General features: G+C 58.5%; 11 protein-coding genes and 4 pseudogenes. 9 read left to right on the plus strand and 6 right to left on the minus strand.

All coding sequences use genetic code 11. The features are described from left to right. Positions 1–243: 243 nt before the first annotated feature. The 3 genes from B0G74_RS06010 to B0G74_RS06020 all read left to right on the plus strand — a co-directional run bounded on the left by B0G74_RS06010 (position 244) and on the right by B0G74_RS06020 (position 1,635). On the plus strand, positions 244–714 hold the full coding sequence (locus B0G74_RS06010) for a hypothetical protein (protein ID WP_347814513.1): 471 nt from the start codon (positions 244–246) through the stop codon (positions 712–714). A 53-nt stretch (positions 715–767) separates the two neighbouring features. Then, entirely contained in the window at positions 768–1,271 is a 504-nt protein-coding gene (locus B0G74_RS06015) for a DUF2325 domain-containing protein (RefSeq protein WP_243658115.1), read from the plus strand. A 79-nt stretch (positions 1,272–1,350) separates the two neighbouring features. Then, positions 1,351–1,635, plus strand: coding sequence for a hypothetical protein (locus B0G74_RS06020; RefSeq protein ID WP_199730257.1), 285 nt, complete (start codon positions 1,351–1,353; stop codon positions 1,633–1,635). A gap of 47 nt (positions 1,636–1,682) precedes the next feature. On the opposite strand, the gene B0G74_RS06025 is transcribed toward B0G74_RS06020, so the two are convergent. The 6 genes and pseudogenes from B0G74_RS06025 to B0G74_RS06055 all read right to left on the minus strand — a co-directional run. Continuing rightward, on the minus strand, positions 1,683–2,471 hold the full coding sequence (locus tag B0G74_RS06025) for an ABC transporter permease (protein ID WP_121311327.1): 789 nt from the start codon (positions 2,469–2,471) through the stop codon (positions 1,683–1,685). Between the two features lie 3 nt (positions 2,472–2,474). Continuing rightward, positions 2,475–3,389, minus strand: coding sequence for a nodulation factor ABC transporter ATP-binding protein NodI (nodI, locus tag B0G74_RS06030; protein WP_132374007.1), 915 nt, complete (start codon positions 3,387–3,389; stop codon positions 2,475–2,477). 274 nt (positions 3,390–3,663) lie between these two features. Beyond that, on the minus strand, positions 3,664–5,022 hold the full coding sequence (nodC, locus tag B0G74_RS06035) for a chitooligosaccharide synthase NodC (RefSeq protein WP_132374008.1): 1,359 nt from the start codon (positions 5,020–5,022) through the stop codon (positions 3,664–3,666). An 877-nt stretch (positions 5,023–5,899) separates the two neighbouring features. Further along, positions 5,900–6,043, minus strand: a complete 144-nt coding sequence (locus B0G74_RS46185) for an ankyrin repeat domain-containing protein (protein WP_207915619.1) — start codon at positions 6,041–6,043, stop codon at positions 5,900–5,902. Between the two features lie 187 nt (positions 6,044–6,230). Beyond that, positions 6,231–6,479, minus strand: a pseudogene (locus tag B0G74_RS06050) (hypothetical protein); the annotation flags it as partial. 143 nt (positions 6,480–6,622) lie between these two features. After that, positions 6,623–7,341: pseudogene (locus B0G74_RS06055) on the minus strand (IS5 family transposase); the annotation flags it as partial. On the opposite strand from B0G74_RS06055, the pseudogene B0G74_RS06060 reads away from it, so the two are divergent. The 6 genes and pseudogenes from B0G74_RS06060 to B0G74_RS06090 all read left to right on the plus strand — a co-directional run. Continuing rightward, positions 7,339–7,958, plus strand: a pseudogene (locus tag B0G74_RS06060) (IS5 family transposase); the annotation flags it as partial. The pseudogenes B0G74_RS06055 and B0G74_RS06060 sit on opposite strands and share 3 nt — an antisense overlap. Positions 7,959–8,236: 278 nt before the next feature. Next, positions 8,237–9,250, plus strand: a complete 1,014-nt coding sequence (locus B0G74_RS06065; protein ID WP_088177101.1) for an IS110 family transposase — start codon at positions 8,237–8,239, stop codon at positions 9,248–9,250. A gap of 361 nt (positions 9,251–9,611) precedes the next feature. Further along, entirely contained in the window at positions 9,612–10,721 is a 1,110-nt protein-coding gene (locus B0G74_RS06070) for an IS701 family transposase (protein WP_132374009.1), read from the plus strand. A 403-nt stretch (positions 10,722–11,124) separates the two neighbouring features. Beyond that, positions 11,125–12,390 (plus strand): IS256 family transposase, encoded by a 1,266-nt coding sequence (locus tag B0G74_RS06080; RefSeq protein ID WP_132374010.1) that lies wholly within the window; start codon positions 11,125–11,127, stop codon positions 12,388–12,390. Between the two features lie 1,198 nt (positions 12,391–13,588). Then, a pseudogene (nifH, locus tag B0G74_RS06085) lies at positions 13,589–14,333 on the plus strand (nitrogenase reductase); the annotation flags it as partial. A 34-nt stretch (positions 14,334–14,367) separates the two neighbouring features. After that, the gene (locus B0G74_RS06090; RefSeq protein ID WP_132374011.1) at positions 14,368–15,249 is read left to right on the plus strand and encodes a GHMP kinase; all 882 of its coding nucleotides are present in this window, start codon (positions 14,368–14,370) and stop codon (positions 15,247–15,249) included. The last annotated feature ends 284 nt before the right edge of the window (positions 15,250–15,533 follow it).

Consider the following 15,533-nt stretch of genomic DNA (forward strand, 5'->3'; position numbering starts at 1 on the left):
AGATTCACGGTGAGAAGGCGCTGGACTTGCTTAAGCAGGCTCATCGTTATCTATTCAGGCATTTAAACCGAGAAATCGAACCACTAACCTTACACACCTATGGATTCGTTCCGACCTGCTGCGTCCCCGGGGCCCTGCCCTCGCTGTACACCCTGCACCCGGGCCTGCTACCTGACGCTGCAATGGCCCGTTGCGGAGTCGCAGCAGCAAAGGCCGCGCGCCGGGGCATTGCCGCCCGCCTGCGTGTCCGCGCTGCCGCAACCGCCGCACCGGCTACTCGCGATCTGCGACGAAGCGGGGTTGCGCGATCTGGCGCTGTACCACTTGCAGCGGCTCAGGCTTATGCCACTGTTTGCACGCGTCGGTCACCGCTTCGATTGTGTCGCGTCGCAGGTGGCCGACTTCGTGGTCGAGTCCTGCGGCGAGCGGCATGCGCATCTGCAGGCGGGTTCCGGGCCGCCGTTGCTGCTTGACGAAGAAGGCCGCGAACCCTGGCTGGTTCAACTTTGGCACGCGTTCGACGACGTCGGTTTCCCGCCCGCGCTGCGCGCCGACTTCCGGGGCTGGGCGGAGCCGCTGTCCGAGCATCGGCTGGCGCCGCCCGCGCGTCATGCTGGCCGGACGCGCTACACGTACGACACGGTGGGTAGCTGGTTTCTCACTCCGGCAGCGGGCGAACGGCTTGCGGGCCATGCCACGAGGCGCTCGCCATGAGACCCATGCCGCCTGCTGTTGCCGTAACGGTGCGATCCGAAGCGCAGCCCGTCATGAATCAGAACCGCGGCACATGCCTTCCCGACAGCAGTGCGAGCCTGTCGCTGGAGCGCGCGCGGGCACATGTCGCGAGCCTGCAGCACGAGTTGTTCGCGGTTGAGCAGGTGCTGCTCGACGACCGCGCATTGACGCGCGCATTGAGCGGGCGTCGATGGGTTTATGTGGGCGGGCGGCCAAGCATCAACGCCGTGCAGCGTGCGCTGGTGGAGGCGGCCGGAGGCGAGTTCGTTCATCACACCGGGACCATCGACGACGATAGCCGTGCCGAAGGCTTCGAGGCTTTGCTGTCAGGCGCCTACCGGGTGCTGTGCCCATTGGATCTAATCGACCCGGACTCGCTGTTCGCGCTGCGGCGGTTGTGCGCGCGTCACCGCGCGCCGTGGTCCGCTTTGCGTTCGTCGAGCGTGACGAGCTTCATCGCGGGCGTGTTGCGGGCTCGGCCTGCCCAGCCGCGCGGCGTGGTCGCAGCGTCGCGCTTCTGCCTGAGGCAAGGCTGACGTCGTCATGACTTTACATACCGCGAGATGTGGGCGCAAAACTTGCCTTTGACGTGGTCTTTCCACGAGAGGGCCTGCCATGCCGGAGTCCGCACAACGCTACGGCCTTTTCCTCAACGTCGAGAACCTCGACGGCGACGCGCGCGATGCGCTGACGCAAACGGTGCGTAACGCGCCGGCCGCCCGAACGTTCGGCTGCCATGAAGTGTGGCTCGCCGAGCATAACTACAGGTCGAACGCAAACAGCAGCGCGCTGGCGCCGCTGTTTGCCCACATCGCGACTCGTTTCCGGTGCTATATCGGGCTGCGCGGTTACCGTCGGCGGATGAGGCGCGTGCGCGGATGCACGAAGCGTTCGTGTTGATACGACATGGTGTTTTTTCTACTGACTCGTACTGGCCATAGCTGGCATTAAGACATGAGACGTCGACGTAACAGCGCCACTGACAGGAAGAACGGCAACACCGTGCAAATGCAGAGAGCGCCAATATGCAGGGCAACATAGCTCACCGGGCGTCCGAGCATCGGGGGACGGATAAGGTCGACGGAATGTGCCAGCGGTAGGAAGCGCGCTACGTCGCAAAAAACGGCAGGTAGCTTACTGATCGGGAAGATCACGCCGCTCAGGAGCACCATGGGCGTGAGAACGAGCGTTTGATAGAACACGAAGTAATCGTGACTGGGTGCAAGCGCCGCGAGGATCATCGCCAGACTCGCAAAGGCGAGGCCAGTCAGGGCGATGGCAGGCGATGCATAGAGAATGGATGACCACGCTGCGTAACCCAGCACGGTAGCTACCACCATGACGGCGATGCCGGCAAAAAAGGCCCTGGTGGCGGCCCATGCCAGTTCACCGAGAACGATATCGCCGAGCGTGAGCTGTGTACAGAGGATCGCTTCCCACATGCGCTGAACATGCATGCGAGAGAAAGCTGCGTAAATCGTTTCGAAGGTCGCGGAGGTCATTGCGCTCGTCGCGACCATACCCGCCGCGAGAAACGCGATATAAGATGCGCCATCGACGCGACCTACCATTATCCCAAAACCAAAGCCGAGGCCGAACAGATAAATCATAGGATCGGCAAGGTTACCGAGAATCGAGGCAAACGCGACTTTTTTCCATGCCAGATAGTTGTGGCGCCACACTGCAACCCAGTTCCACAGGTTCGCGGGCAGGGCCGCTGCATAAAACTCTCTCATCGTTCACTCCTTCATCCCGCGCCCGGTTAGCTGCAAAAAGACATCCTCGAGATTTGCTGGACGCTGTAAAAGGCGCAGCGCTGTGCGCCCGCGCAACTGTATGCACACCCGTTCCGGATCGGACACATAGCAGAAGAGGGTCTCACCACTGACCTCGATACGCTGCGCGTGCGGCGCGATCAACGTGCGCAGCTCTTGCGGATTGCCGCCGTGGATCTCGATCACGTGGCTCCCGATCTGTTCTGCGATCAGCGCGCGAGGCCCGCCTTCGGCGATCTTTCGACCCTCCTCCAGCACACACAGTCGGTCGCACAACCGCTCGGCCTCTTCCATGAAATGGGTGGTCAAGAGGATCGTCTTGCCGCGCGCCAACAGGGAACGCAGGCGTTCCCAGATCAGGTGGCGCGCATGCGGGTCGAGACCCGTTGTAGGCTCGTCCATGACCAACAACTGTGGATCGTTGATCAGCGCGCGTGCCAGCATCAGCCGCCGCTTCATGCCACCGGATAGTTCGGTGACGCGCGCATCGACCTTGCTTTCGAGGCGGGCGAATTCGAGCAGCGACGGCACGACCGTTTCAATTTCACGTGTACTCATGCCGAAGTAGCGCCCAAATACCAGAAGGTTCTCGCGCACGGTGAACCCGGGCTCGAGGTTGTCGAATTGCGGCACCACGCCAATGCGCATACGTGCCGAACGAGCGCGCGCCGGCACTGGCTCCCCGAGCACGATGATCTTGCCTGCGTCGGGCGGCGCCATGCCGAGAACCATACGCAGCGTCGTGCTCTTGCCCGCGCCATTTGGCCCTAGCAGACCGAAGCACTCTCCAGGCGCGACGCTGAACGACAATCCGTCGACTACGATCTTGTCGCCATATGACTTCCTTACACCGGCGAAGCTGATTGCTGCTTTGGACATGGAGATAAGAAGGAAAATTACGCGCTCGTCTTGGAGAAAAAGAAGTCGTTTTGCTGCCGCGGCCCGATTGAAAACGCCCTAGCCGATAGAAGATCCTTTGCCTGCCATGCGGAAGAGTTACTGACAATGGAGTACCAGGATTCCGGTGAATGCACTCGCGTTGGGAAGGCGGCAATTGAGCCATTGCGTGAGACGATCGCACTCAAGCGGACGACTGCCGACGGTGGGCGATTCTGGGGTGGCGCAATACTCGAGATCCTATATGTCCGATTAACTAATTGCCATCGAATGCTTCGTCAGACGTTGCTAACGTTGAAGACTCACACGCGTGATCCGGTCGACGGTGCGGAGTCTCAACTCTTGACGCTGAAGTCATGTTCGGCTTTGTAACCGGATCCGGAGTGTCGGGCTGTTTTTCACGAATGTTCGATACGTTGCCTGCAGAGCCACGGGACAGCCAATCGCTATTGCTCAATGTACCCAGCGCATAGGCTTTCAGCGGGAGCAAGAGAAAGAGGTTAATAGGTGTGTGAAGAGAAAAGCCAAGAAATCGAATCTGGCGAGCGCGAACCGATGCCACGCTACAGCGGATCATGGTCAATGATGCGATTATCAGGGCAGTCCACCACGGCACTGTCGCTGTCAATGCGAGCTGCGCGAGCCCCGCTAGAAGCGATAAGGCGAGAAATAGCGAGCCCAGGTTCAGTCCGATCACCTCCAGCGTAAGGTAGCGATCGAGACAGGGCAGGAGGCGCAGCGAAAGCAACGTGTCCCGATACGTACTGCGCGCCCAGCGCAGTTGTTGGCGCAGATACGCCCCCAGTCTGTCCGGAACGACTGTCGCCGCAATGGCATCCGGAACGTACTCTGTCCGATAACCTGCGGTCAGCATGAGAATCGTGAGATGGCGGTCCTCGCCGAAGTCGCTCGGTTTCCCCCGAAAAAACTGTGTCTCGTACTGGTCTAAGAGCAAAAGAAGCGCGGACCGGCGGTACATGGCACACGGACCACAGCAACACATAACAGCGCCGAAGCGAGCCTGTGCCGCGCGTTCTTCGTTGCAAGCCAACCAGTACTCCATATCGATCAGGCGGGTCAGCCAGGTGTCGCTCCGGTTGCTGGCCGTCAACTGACCCATGGCGGCGCCTATCGTCGTGTCTCGCATTCTCAATACGAGCTTCTTGACGACATCGGGCGCCAGCGTCGTGTCCGAGTCGACGTTGAGTACCAGTTCCCCGGATGAAGCGCGTATTGCGGCGATTTGTGCCTTGCGCTTTCCCATATTTTGGGGAAGCGTAATGAAGTTGAATCTCGGGTCGCGCGTGTACGCATCATATACCGGCCTCACGGCGTCAAGATTGCCAGAGCCGTCGTCGACCACATAGACGTCCAGACATCCTGCATAGTCTTGAGCCGCGATGGACTCCAGGCACCTCCGAAGCGTGCGCGGGTCCTCGTTAAAGCACGGCACGATGACGTCGACGTCCGGCAGAAAGTTGGGGTCGGCGGCATTGGGCGACTTCAGCGGAGCACTCGTCGGTAGGCCATGCAGGGCCTGTACGCTTTTGTAAGCGGTCGTGAGTAGTGCATACAACAAAACCGGGGCAGTGCTGATTGTGGCAATGGCATTCATAGATGTCGGTTTGTTCAGTGTGGTTGGAGTAGCGAGCTGATTACAAATCCGCAGTCATGCAGTTCTGGAACCAGGCGGAAAGCGCCATGAGGGTCTGCCGCGCAGCCCAGCATGACACCACCGTCCTGACTCGCCGGGAGGACGTCAGTCGTGCAAGAGCACAATTGCGCCAGGCCGGACAGAGGCCAGCACCGCGCTGACAATCGCATCGACGCCGGGGCGAGACCAGTCACGCGCGTCTACCGTCCAGTCAAGAGCCGCCAGCCACGCCTTAGCACTTCGTCCGCCCATATTCCGTAAGGGGCACGCATACGCCGAACTGTGGGCTGGGGACACGCCATCCGGATGATCCGATTCGCGTCCATGTTTCGCGTCGTACTTCACCAGGTTTGCATTGTGTCGAGAGACACATTCAGCGAGGCGGAAATCATCGAGAGATACCTAAAGCTCGTCGTACTATTTAAGTTTGTAGACATGTGTAACCAATCCATTAACTTCAATTCCCATTTCCGTAACACCAGTTTCACTGTGCAACACAAAAAGCGATTTGTAAAATAGATTGTGTTGATGCTTTGAATCTATAACATGGATAGGTTGAGAAATGCTTTTTAGCTAAGGGCGAGTCGTTATGCTGTAAGATTTTGGCGCGGTCATGTCGAATTCGGTTCGTCCGTCGGACGCAACGAGGATGTCGCTCGCGCCGAGTGGCAGCAGCAACTACATGAGCTCGAGCGGGCCATTGGCGGCGGCCTAGCCTGCATCAGACACGTGATGTCGCTCCCGTTCGCATGATCAATGTCGAGGCCCGTCCCGATCAACCGTAGGATCGGCACGGGCACTCCGCCCAAACACGCACCAGAGTGCATGGTTACCTTCGTCATCGAGCGCGCAGAGGTGTGGACCCTTCGTCGAGCAATGCGGCTGCTATGTGGTCCTCGGCGTGCAGCGCCGCCAGCATCAGCGGCGTCATGCCGTCAATGCTGCGCGATTGAGTGTCCGGGAAATCGTAGCAGATAGCCATTTAGCGACCAGTGAACACGTAGGAGCTTGCCGGTTCGCGTCAGCCTAGGATGTCACTACGACTCGCGCTTTCATGTGGAACAGTGTCGGTAAGCAGTGACATGATTCTGCTTCGGCTGAGTGGATAAGCGTCGCCGTCACGATTGGGCGGCGGCAACGTTCCTCAGGTTCTCGGGGCTCAAGAGTCAACCGGCGAAGAACGGGAGGTGTTGCTCGCCGACGTCCGCCACCGCCATTACTTGCTCGCAAGATATTTCGGGCGGGCGAGCTTGGTCGGCAAGCCGCGGCCCGAGGCGTAGCGCGAACTCGCCGCGAAAGCCGATCCGATGAGGCGTGTTGGTGTGCCCCGTGAAGACCGCGTTGAAGAGTCGGCCCTCGTGCCGCGAACGGGCCGATGGGGTTTCGTCCAGTTCATGGCGTCGGAGCGTATCGGTCATTGGTATTCCTCATTATAAAATTCGAAGTATCCCAGAATCGGGCGGTGGTCAATTCGTCAGCGTGATGGCAGAAAAAAGGTTTGCAACGTCCATACCAGCTTGCAACGTCCGTACCAGCGCCAAAATCGCCCTAAGAGAATGTTTCAAAAAGAGTCGTCCGAGCGCTGAAGCGTTCGCCAGCAGATCAGGCAACATGCGAGTTTAAGGAGCCCTTCATGGATGTCAGCACGACGCTCGTATCGAGTGCGAAGCCGGCGAAATCCATGCAGCCACGCATTGGTTCGCTCGACGACCCAGCGGACTTTACCGAGACCGCTGCCATGGGGTTCGCCACGCCGGGCGATCGATGTGGGGATGCCGGCAGCGTGTAAGGGCCGGCGATACTTGTCGTGGTCATAAGCGCGATCCGCATAGAGTCGGGCCGGCTTGCGAAGTGGTCGACCGCGCAAGCCACGAACCGGCGGGATCGCATCGACCAGTGGAAGCAGTTGCGTGATGTCGTTGCGATTCGCGCCAGTCAGGATGACCGCGAGCGGCGTACCGTTGGCGTCGGTGGCAACGTGATGTTTGGAACCGGGTCGCGCACGATCGGTGGGGTTCGGTCCAGTTTTTCGCCCGCCCCAACCGCTCGAACAGAAGTGGAATCGATGACGACGCGAGAAAAGTCGATCCGGTCGGCGGCACGCAACTTTGCGAGCAGGATCTCGTGGAGCCGATCCCAGACGCCGGCCTGTTGCCAGTCGCGCAAGCGCCGCCAGCAACTGATACCCGATCCGCAGCCCATTTCGGCGGGCAGATCGCTCCAGCGAATGCCGCTTTTGAGCACGAACAGTATCCCGGTCAGCGCGGCCCGATTGGCCACGGACTGGCGGCGCAAATGCTGGCGCTGGCCAATGAATCCCTGACGGAGAAAGGCCTGCTGCTTAAGGCTGGGTCCGCAGTCGACGCCACCCTGATTGCCGCGCCCAGTTCGACAAAGAATGGCTTCGGCAAGCGCGATCCGGAAATGCAATCCACGCAGAAAGGTGGCAACTGGTACTCCGGGATAAAAATGCATGTCGGCGTAGACGCCGACTCGGGCTTCGTCCATACGGTCATTGGAACGGCGGCCAATGTTCACGACATCGCGGTAGCCCAGGCGTTGCCGCATGGTGAGGAAGCGGACGTTTATGCGGACGCCGGTCATCAGAATATCGAAAAGCGTTCTCAGACTGACGCGGTCCGCTGGCATGTGGCGATGCGAGCGGCAAAGCGCAGGAAACTGGATCTGAGCGACTCGTTGGACGCGATCTACGATCAGATCGAGCGTCTGAAGGCGGGTAATCGGGCCAAGGTCGAACACCCGTTTCGCATCCTCAAGCGACAGTCGGCTACGTGAAGACCCGCTATCGTGGTTTGATGAAGAACACCGACCAGATCACCACGCTGTTTGCTTTGGGCAATTTATGGATGGCGCGTAGAGCTTTGCGCAAAGCTTGAAACACCGGCCTGCGATGAAGATCACATTTCTGGTTGTAGCGCTCCGGCGCGCGGAAAAACCATGGCAATCAACTCACAAACAAAGATCTGAAGGCCGAGGCTGCGCTGGATGTAAAAGGTAATGCTTCAAAAGCGGGTTGTGCAGATGGTATGGACGCCTCCCCCCGGTAACGGGCCGCCGGGAAGATGACGTAGCGAATGCAAGACGTCGAGCGTGGGTTCGCCCGAATGTGCGAAAGTGAGAATGCTCGTCAACCATTCTTTACGGAGAATCTGAAATGAAACTCACGATCATCGGGATGGACATCGCCAAGCAAGTATTTCAACTTCACGCGCTTGATCCGCAAAGCGGACAAGTTGAGCGATTCAAACTCAAGCGCGCGCAAGTGCTCGAGTTCTTCGCGAAGCGGGCACCTTCGATTGTCGTGATGGAAGCCTGCGGAAGCGCCCACGACTGGGCGCGACGACTGCAAGCCCTGGGGCATGAAGCGAAGCTAATATCTGCCCGTTCGGTGCGGCCCTTTGTACTACGGAACAAAACGGACGCAGCCGACGCGCGGGCAATATGCACCGCTGCCCAACAGCCAGAGGCGCGATTCGTTGCTGTCAAAAGCGAAGCTCAGCAAACAGTTCTGGCGATACATCGGGTGCGAGCTCAATTGATGAAGTTCCGCATCATGCAAACTAATGCGCTGCGGGGCTTGTTGTACGAATTCGGAGAGGTTTTACCCGAAAGCTATCGCGCCTTCAGCAAAGCATTCCCAGCTGCTCTTACACGTGCCGCCGAACGTCTGCCAGCCATGCTCATCGACAGCCTGCGGGAACAATGGGCTCGTGCTCAGGATACTGATCGAGAAATGGCCGTTCTAGAGCGGCGCCTTGCAAACCTATTTCGCCACAACCCGGACTGTCAGAAGGTCGCCGATATTCCTGGTGTTGGACTTCTGACTGCAACAGCGACCGTCGCAGCTATAGGCGACGTGCGTACGTTCAAATCGGGGCGCGAGTTCGCCGCATGGCTAGGGCTTGTGCCGCGTCAGTCTGGCACAGGTGGCCGAGTCCGGCAGATGGGTCTGAGCAAGCGGGGCGATACATATTTACGCACGCTGTTGATGCACGGTGCCCGCTCGGTGATCATTCAAGGCAAGCGATCGCCTTGGGTAGACGGTTTGCTCAAACGCAGACCATTTAACGTAGCGGTTGCCGCTGTTGCCAACAAGTTGGCAAGAACAATCTGGGCGGTACTCGCGCGGCCGGACAAATACCAAGCATCTCCGCGCGCTACCGCCTAGAGGCAACGATTTGCAACATTCACGACTTTCTCAAGGAGCGCAAGCAAGTGCTGCATGATGGCTAACAGGTTGGACCGGGGCGAGGAAAACCCGATAAGGAAGATGAACCATTGCGTTCGATGTGCAGATGAGGACCTCGCCAGCGAATTCCATTAGGGCCAGCAGGCAGATACCGGCCTGCGCAAACGGGCCGGACATAAGCGTGCTGCCTAAACCTGCCAGTCAACATCGCAAAACTGTTTGCAATCCGGGAGGCGTCCACATAAGATCTTCCTTAACAGTAGCCGTAGCTCATTTTGAAACATCGTCTAATATTACAGGCATCCTATACTAATTTAGTACTACTACTTTGTATAAGACTATGAAAGAAATCGCGAAAGCGTGGGAACATGAAATCGATCTGTTGCATGAAAGGCTGGCTGGCCTGTTCAGGCGCGCCGAGCTGCGACAGCGTTCTCTGGCTTATTTGAAAGGTCTGCTGGGCTCCGTCGAACGCAAGAATGGCTGGCAGCTCGCAGAATGGACCGGCGAGGCCTCACCCGATGGGGTGCAGCACGTCCTCGAGCGGGCGCAGTGGGCTTCGGACGCGGCTCGCAACGTCCTTCGCGATTACGTCGTTGAACAACTTGGCGAACGTGACGCCGCGCTGATTGTGGATGAGACGCGCTTTCTCAAGAAGGGCGAATATTCCGCCGGAGTGCAGCGCCAGTACAGCGGCACGGCAGGCCGCATCAAGAACAGCCAGATTCGTGTGTTTCTGTGCTACGCCGGCAACGGAGCCAGCGCATTTATCGACCGCGAACTGTACATGCCGCAGGGCTGGATCGATTATGTTAGTCGTTGCCGGGCGGCTGGCGTGCCCGACACTTTGGAATTCGCAACAAAGCCCCAACTCGCGCGCCGGATGCTGGAGCGGGCGTTGGATGCGGGAGTGCTCTGTGGCTGGGTTACCGACGATGAGGTGTACGGCGGTGACCGTCCCCTGCTGCTGTCGCTCGAGTCGCGCGAGCAACCATTTGTGCTGGCAATCAAAAAGAACGAACCGCTGTGGTGGCAAGGCCCAACCTGGATACGTGCCGACAAGATTGCACAAGCCTTGCCTCCACAGGTCTGGCGCCGCCTGTCGGCCGGAACCGGCGGAAAAGGCGAGCGTCTGTATGACTGGGCGCTCACGCCGTTATGGCGCCTGCAACTGAGCGCCGAGGAGCGTCGCTTTGGCCATTACCTGCTGGTGCGGCGCAGTCGCGATGAGACCCACGACCACGCGTATTACGTCGTCTATGCGCCCCGCAGCAAGGTCACCCGTCTGACGCTTGTTAACGTCGCCGACGGGCGATGGGAAAATCAAAGTGAATGCGGCCTTGATCAATACGAGGTTCGTCACTGGCAAGGCTGGTACCGTCACATCATTCTGGCATTGCTGGCGCACGCGGTGCTTGCTGCCCTGAGGGCACAGGCCAAAAAAAGCTGAAGGTTCACTGCGGTTCGGCGTTCAGAAGATCCGCCGGCTACTGTGTCGACTGATATGGCGCACGCTCCACTCCATTGAGCATGTGATGTCGTGGTCAATCTGGCGGCGTCGACATCAATACCGCGCCCAGCAATGTCACTATCGGCGACGCGATGGCGTGCCTCTGCCGTATCTAGCGGGTAGCCGCGCTCCCTCTCAGAAACGCGGCCCCCGAAGAACTGTACGTGCAAGTTTCCCTGCATACAGCTCGAGCACAGCATTAAGCGCCATACTGGCGCCGGTCTGAGCTAAAGTCGGAAGTGGTGTACGGGGGAGTTGCGGCGAGAGGTTGAAGGCGGTGGAGGTTTCAGCTGAGAATCTGATTGTCGAAGTCGGAAACCAGCAAACAAACAAACCATCCACCATGAGCAAGGATACGGAAAAAGCAGTCGTCGGTCTATCGGGAGTCGGGCTTGGTCTGGACGAATTGGTTCGTCACGGGGCGCGGCAAGTGATTCAACAAGCGATCGAAGCGGAGCTGGCAGAGCTGATGGAGCGGTTCGCGAACGTCAAGACCTTGCACGGGCAACGCGCCGTGGTGCGCAACGGTTACTTGCCAGAGCGCGAGGTATTGACGGCCGCCGGGCCGATTGCGGTGAAGGTGCCGAAGGTGCGCGATCGATCGGGATCGGGCGTGAAGTTCAATTCGGCGATCGTGCCGCCGTACGTGAGGAAGTCGCCTCGCGTGAGCGCAGCGCTGCCCTGGTTGTATCTGAAGGGTATTTCGACGGGCGATATGGGCGAAGCGTTGAGCGTGCTGCTGGGCGATGATGCCAAGGGCTTGTCGGCCAACGTGGTGAGCCGGCTGAAGGCGCAATGGGCCGACGAGCATGTGGCCTGGAGCCGTCGTGACATGTCCGGGTCGCACTACGTCTATTGGTGGGTCGACGGCATTCACACGGGGCTGCGCAGTGAGAACTCCGATGGACAATGCTTGCTGGTCATCATCGGCGTGAAACCGGACGGGAGCAAAGAGCGTGTGGCGATCGGCGATGGTTATCGCGAGACGAAAGCGTCGTGGCTGGAACTGCTGCTCGACCTGAAAAAGCGCGGTCTGAAGGCGGGCCCACGGCTGGCGGTCGGCGACGGCGCAATGGGCTTCTGGGCGGCGCTGGAAGAGGTGTTTCCGACCACGCGTGGCCAGCGCTGCTGGTTTCATAAAATGGGAAACGTCATGAACGCACTGCCCAAGTCGCAACAGGCACGCGCGAAGGCCGACATGCAATCGATCTGGATGGCGGCGACCCGCGCCGACGCGCACGCCGCGTTCGATCGTTTCGTGTCGATCTATGCGGCCAGATATCCGAAGGCGACCGAGACGTTGAAGAAGGACCGGGAGGCCTTGCTCGCGTTTTACGAATTCCCTGCCGAGCACTGGCAGCATCTGCGCACGACCAACGCAATTGAATCGACGTTCGCGACGGTGCGCCACCGTACGACGCGCACGCGTAACTGCGTATCGCGACCAACCTTCCTCGGACTGGCGTTCAAGCTGATCGAGGAAGCCGAGAAAACCTGGCGCCGTGTCAACGGCCCGGAAAAGATCAAGCTGTTGCTCGAGGGCGTTGCCTTCAAGGACGGCGAACCGGTGCAAGACGATCGACCGGTTCAGCAGAAATTCGCCGCTTGAAATCGACAGTCACGATGCTGCTCATACACCACTATTGACGTTAGCTCCGCCGGTCTCGCCATTGCAAACAAGCCCTTCGCAAACGTCACATCGTTGATTCGCCTCATTGCCTAGGCGAAGAGCGCTGAACCGAAATCAGACCGTTCACTGACAAGCGGCCCTTCGTTGAGTCTCAAATGCTGGTTTGCGAGAACTGCAACACGCGGAAGTCTGCACCCTTTCAGGTTGGGGCAAATCTCGAACCCCTATACGACCCATTACGGATCGCCATTCGCTTTCTCCGCGTTCTCATGCCCGCTTCCCCAACAGCTTCCCTGCGGGTCACCTGCCGCCGTTCCGATAAATTGGAGCAAGGGTGGGAAATCTGGATTACCACGTTCCCAATCCTGCCGGCCCGACTGTTCCCGGACCTATCCGTTTAGCGCCCGCCTATTCGCCGATGGCACTTTGGCGACGTGCCCCAAGCCGTAGGGAAACAACCAGCCATCCACCTTTTGGTTAGAGCCTGTCAGCAGCTTTGGCTCTGCGTACTTAACGAGGATTCGACGACGGTTCACTTGAGTTGCGCATGCGGAATTTGCCGGGCCCTCAAACCGCATGGCCGCTGGCAGTGTCGATCCCTTCCCGGTCACCCGGGTGAACCGCCCATAGGGAGGCTACGTTGTCCTCGAAGCTTCAAACCAGACCGTTACCAGTCGCGCACGTCCGGGTAGGCAACTGCTGGTCGCACAGCAGGTCACAACTCCAACCTCCAATGTTCCGGGATTGAACGTGACAAGGCAGAATCGAGCTTTGTCATCCATTGCTGCATGCCGAATAACGCTCGCCGGACGGCGACACGTGTCGCACACGGCTGTTGTACTAAGTGCCGCTAAACAGGCTAAAGCGGGCAGGAAGCCCGGTACTGTTACTGTCGTTTGCGACAACAGGCGTGCGGTTTGTCAGGAAGATGACATTGATAGCGTCAGCGAACGCAATTTCGGAAATTCGCTGAAAGCCGGATTTAGCAAGCGTTTCAACGATTCGTGCGCACTTGGCACAAAAGCTGCTTCGTAGCGTTCCGAACGGACACAATCCGGCCGATGCATAACTCGACAGAACAAGATCATACGGACACCGCAGGCTCAGGACATGGTCGCGGCTTTGCAGCCTGATTCGCAATCCAAGCTTCACCCTCTGTTTCAAATGGAGCACGACAATGTCTCAACTTCGGCAAGTAGCCTTCTACGGAAGGGGCGGCATCGGAAAATCGACCACGTCGCAGAATACGCTCGCGGCGTTGAGTGATCCCGGGCAAAAGATTTTCATCGTTGGCCGTGACTCGAAGGCCGGTTCGACGCGCCTAATACTACACGCGAAGGCGGAGGACGCGATCCTGTCTCTCGCGGCGGAAGCAGGTCCGGTCGAGGACTTGGAATTCGATGACGTCATGAAGATTGGCGAGAACAACATCCGCTGCGTCGAGTCGGGTGGTCCGGAATCTGGGGTGGGGTGCGCCGGCCGCGGCGTCATCACATCGATCGTTTTCCTCGAGGAAATCGGCGTGTACGACGGGGTCGACTACATCTCATACGATGTGGTCGGCGACGCCGTCTGCGGCGGCTTCGCGATGCCGATTCGGCAGAATAAAAGCCAAGAAACTTATATCGTGATGTCGGGCAAGATGATGGCGATGTACGCAGCGAACAACATCTCGAAGAGCACTTCGAATGCGTAACAGTGGCGGCGTGCGTTTGGGCGGCCTGTTCTGCAACGAGCGCAAGGCCGACAAGGAACTGGAGCTCACCGAATCGCGCGCGACGATGCTCGACACGGGGCTGATCCACTTCGCGCCGCGCGACAACATCGTCCAGCGCGCGGGACCGCGGCGAATGACGGTGATCGAGTACTCGACGTACAGTTCACAGACGGGCCAGTATCCCGCGCTTGCCGAGAAACTCCATTACATCTCGACTAGGCAAGAGCCAGGAGGTTTGCATGTCCGCAAAACAAGGATGCGGTGAGGCCATCGGCCACCATGGTGAGATTCTCCAGGGCGTCTTTGAGGACGATGAGGGTCAGCTGCGCCGCGGGTTGGCTTCACTTCCTTGTCGTCACCTTACCTCAAAGGCAAAGTTTGTAGTAGACGATGCCGAGGGAGTATCGGTTGTTCCAAAACATTGCGCAAAGGCAAAACGCGCCGCAGAACTTGCGCTCCACAGGTTCTCTAACAGAGAAATAGGCGGACATCTGACGATCGAGAGCAACATTCCGGTTGGAAGGGGCTTGGGGTCGTCTACTGCCGATGTCCTGGCGACCATCTTCGCCGTTCTCGAATCACTGCAAATCCAGCCACCAGCTGACTACGTTATGCAGATTGCCGTCAACGCCGAGACTGCCTGCGACTCTACGTTATTCTCTCAGCAAGCCGTGCTCTTCGCACAGCGAGAAGGGCTTGTAATAGAGTCATTCAGAAATCCTCTTCCGCCGATTGATTTTATCAGCATCGATACAACTATTGATCAGACTGTCGGAACACTGGAAATGGAACCGGCGCTGTATTGCTCAACGGAGATCGAATTGTTCCGACCGATGCGGGCGCTCCTCCGTCGAGCGATTAACGAATCGAATCTCAACTTCCTTGGTCGCGTTGCGACGGCAAGTGCTCACATCAACCAAAGGTTTCTGCAAAAGCCCCGCCTGAGCGAAATCGAGGCGATTGGCATTCTGTATGACGCAATCGGCATACAGGTCGCCCACAGCGGGACCGTCGTAGGCCTGATGTTTGATCCAGCGCAGGAAAGGACTGAAGAGAACATGGAGCGAGCAATCGGTAAGTTGAAACGTTTGGGTTTTGAGGGCTCAATTATCGAACATTGATTTTAATGAGAGAGGATGTTTAGCCCCCGCTTGATGCGTAAACACGGCTTCGAGAATGCCTGAATGTTCAATTGAACGACGACCGATATGCACCAGTTTTCTTATCAAGCTGCTTCCGGCGCCGTTTATGCTCGAAGAGCCGCGGAGGAGGTCGCGCTCCGGTTTGGCCACCGCTAGTTGCGACTCCTGTTCGGTACTTTTGTTCTCTCGTTGGCCATCCCAGCCGTGCAGTACGACTACAAATCTATTTCGGAGATCAGTTCAAATCCGCCGCTTGGGAAGCC

The organism is Paraburkholderia sp. BL9I2N2 (assembly GCF_004339745.1).
GTDB lineage: Bacteria > Pseudomonadota > Gammaproteobacteria > Burkholderiales > Burkholderiaceae > Paraburkholderia.

Bases quoted from the DNA above. Each gene is read 5' to 3' on its own strand.
- B0G74_RS06015 (WP_243658115.1), top strand. From the start codon at position 768: ATGAATCAGAACCGCGGCACATGCCTTCCCGACAGCAGTGCGAGCCTG.
- B0G74_RS06020 (WP_199730257.1), top strand. From the start codon at position 1,351: ATGCCGGAGTCCGCACAACGCTACGGCCTTTTCCTCAACGTCGAGAAC.
- B0G74_RS06025 (WP_121311327.1), bottom strand. From the start codon at position 2,471: ATGAGAGAGTTTTATGCAGCGGCCCTGCCCGCGAACCTGTGGAACTGG.
- nodI (WP_132374007.1), bottom strand. From the start codon at position 3,389: ATGTCCAAAGCAGCAATCAGCTTCGCCGGTGTAAGGAAGTCATATGGC.
- nodC (WP_132374008.1), bottom strand. From the start codon at position 5,022: ATGAATGCCATTGCCACAATCAGCACTGCCCCGGTTTTGTTGTATGCA.
- B0G74_RS46185 (WP_207915619.1), bottom strand. From the start codon at position 6,043: ATGGCTATCTGCTACGATTTCCCGGACACTCAATCGCGCAGCATTGAC.
- B0G74_RS06065 (WP_088177101.1), top strand. From the start codon at position 8,237: ATGAAACTCACGATCATCGGGATGGACATCGCCAAGCAAGTATTTCAA.
- B0G74_RS06070 (WP_132374009.1), top strand. From the start codon at position 9,612: ATGAAAGAAATCGCGAAAGCGTGGGAACATGAAATCGATCTGTTGCAT.
- B0G74_RS06080 (WP_132374010.1), top strand. From the start codon at position 11,125: ATGAGCAAGGATACGGAAAAAGCAGTCGTCGGTCTATCGGGAGTCGGG.
- B0G74_RS06090 (WP_132374011.1), top strand. From the start codon at position 14,368: ATGTCCGCAAAACAAGGATGCGGTGAGGCCATCGGCCACCATGGTGAG.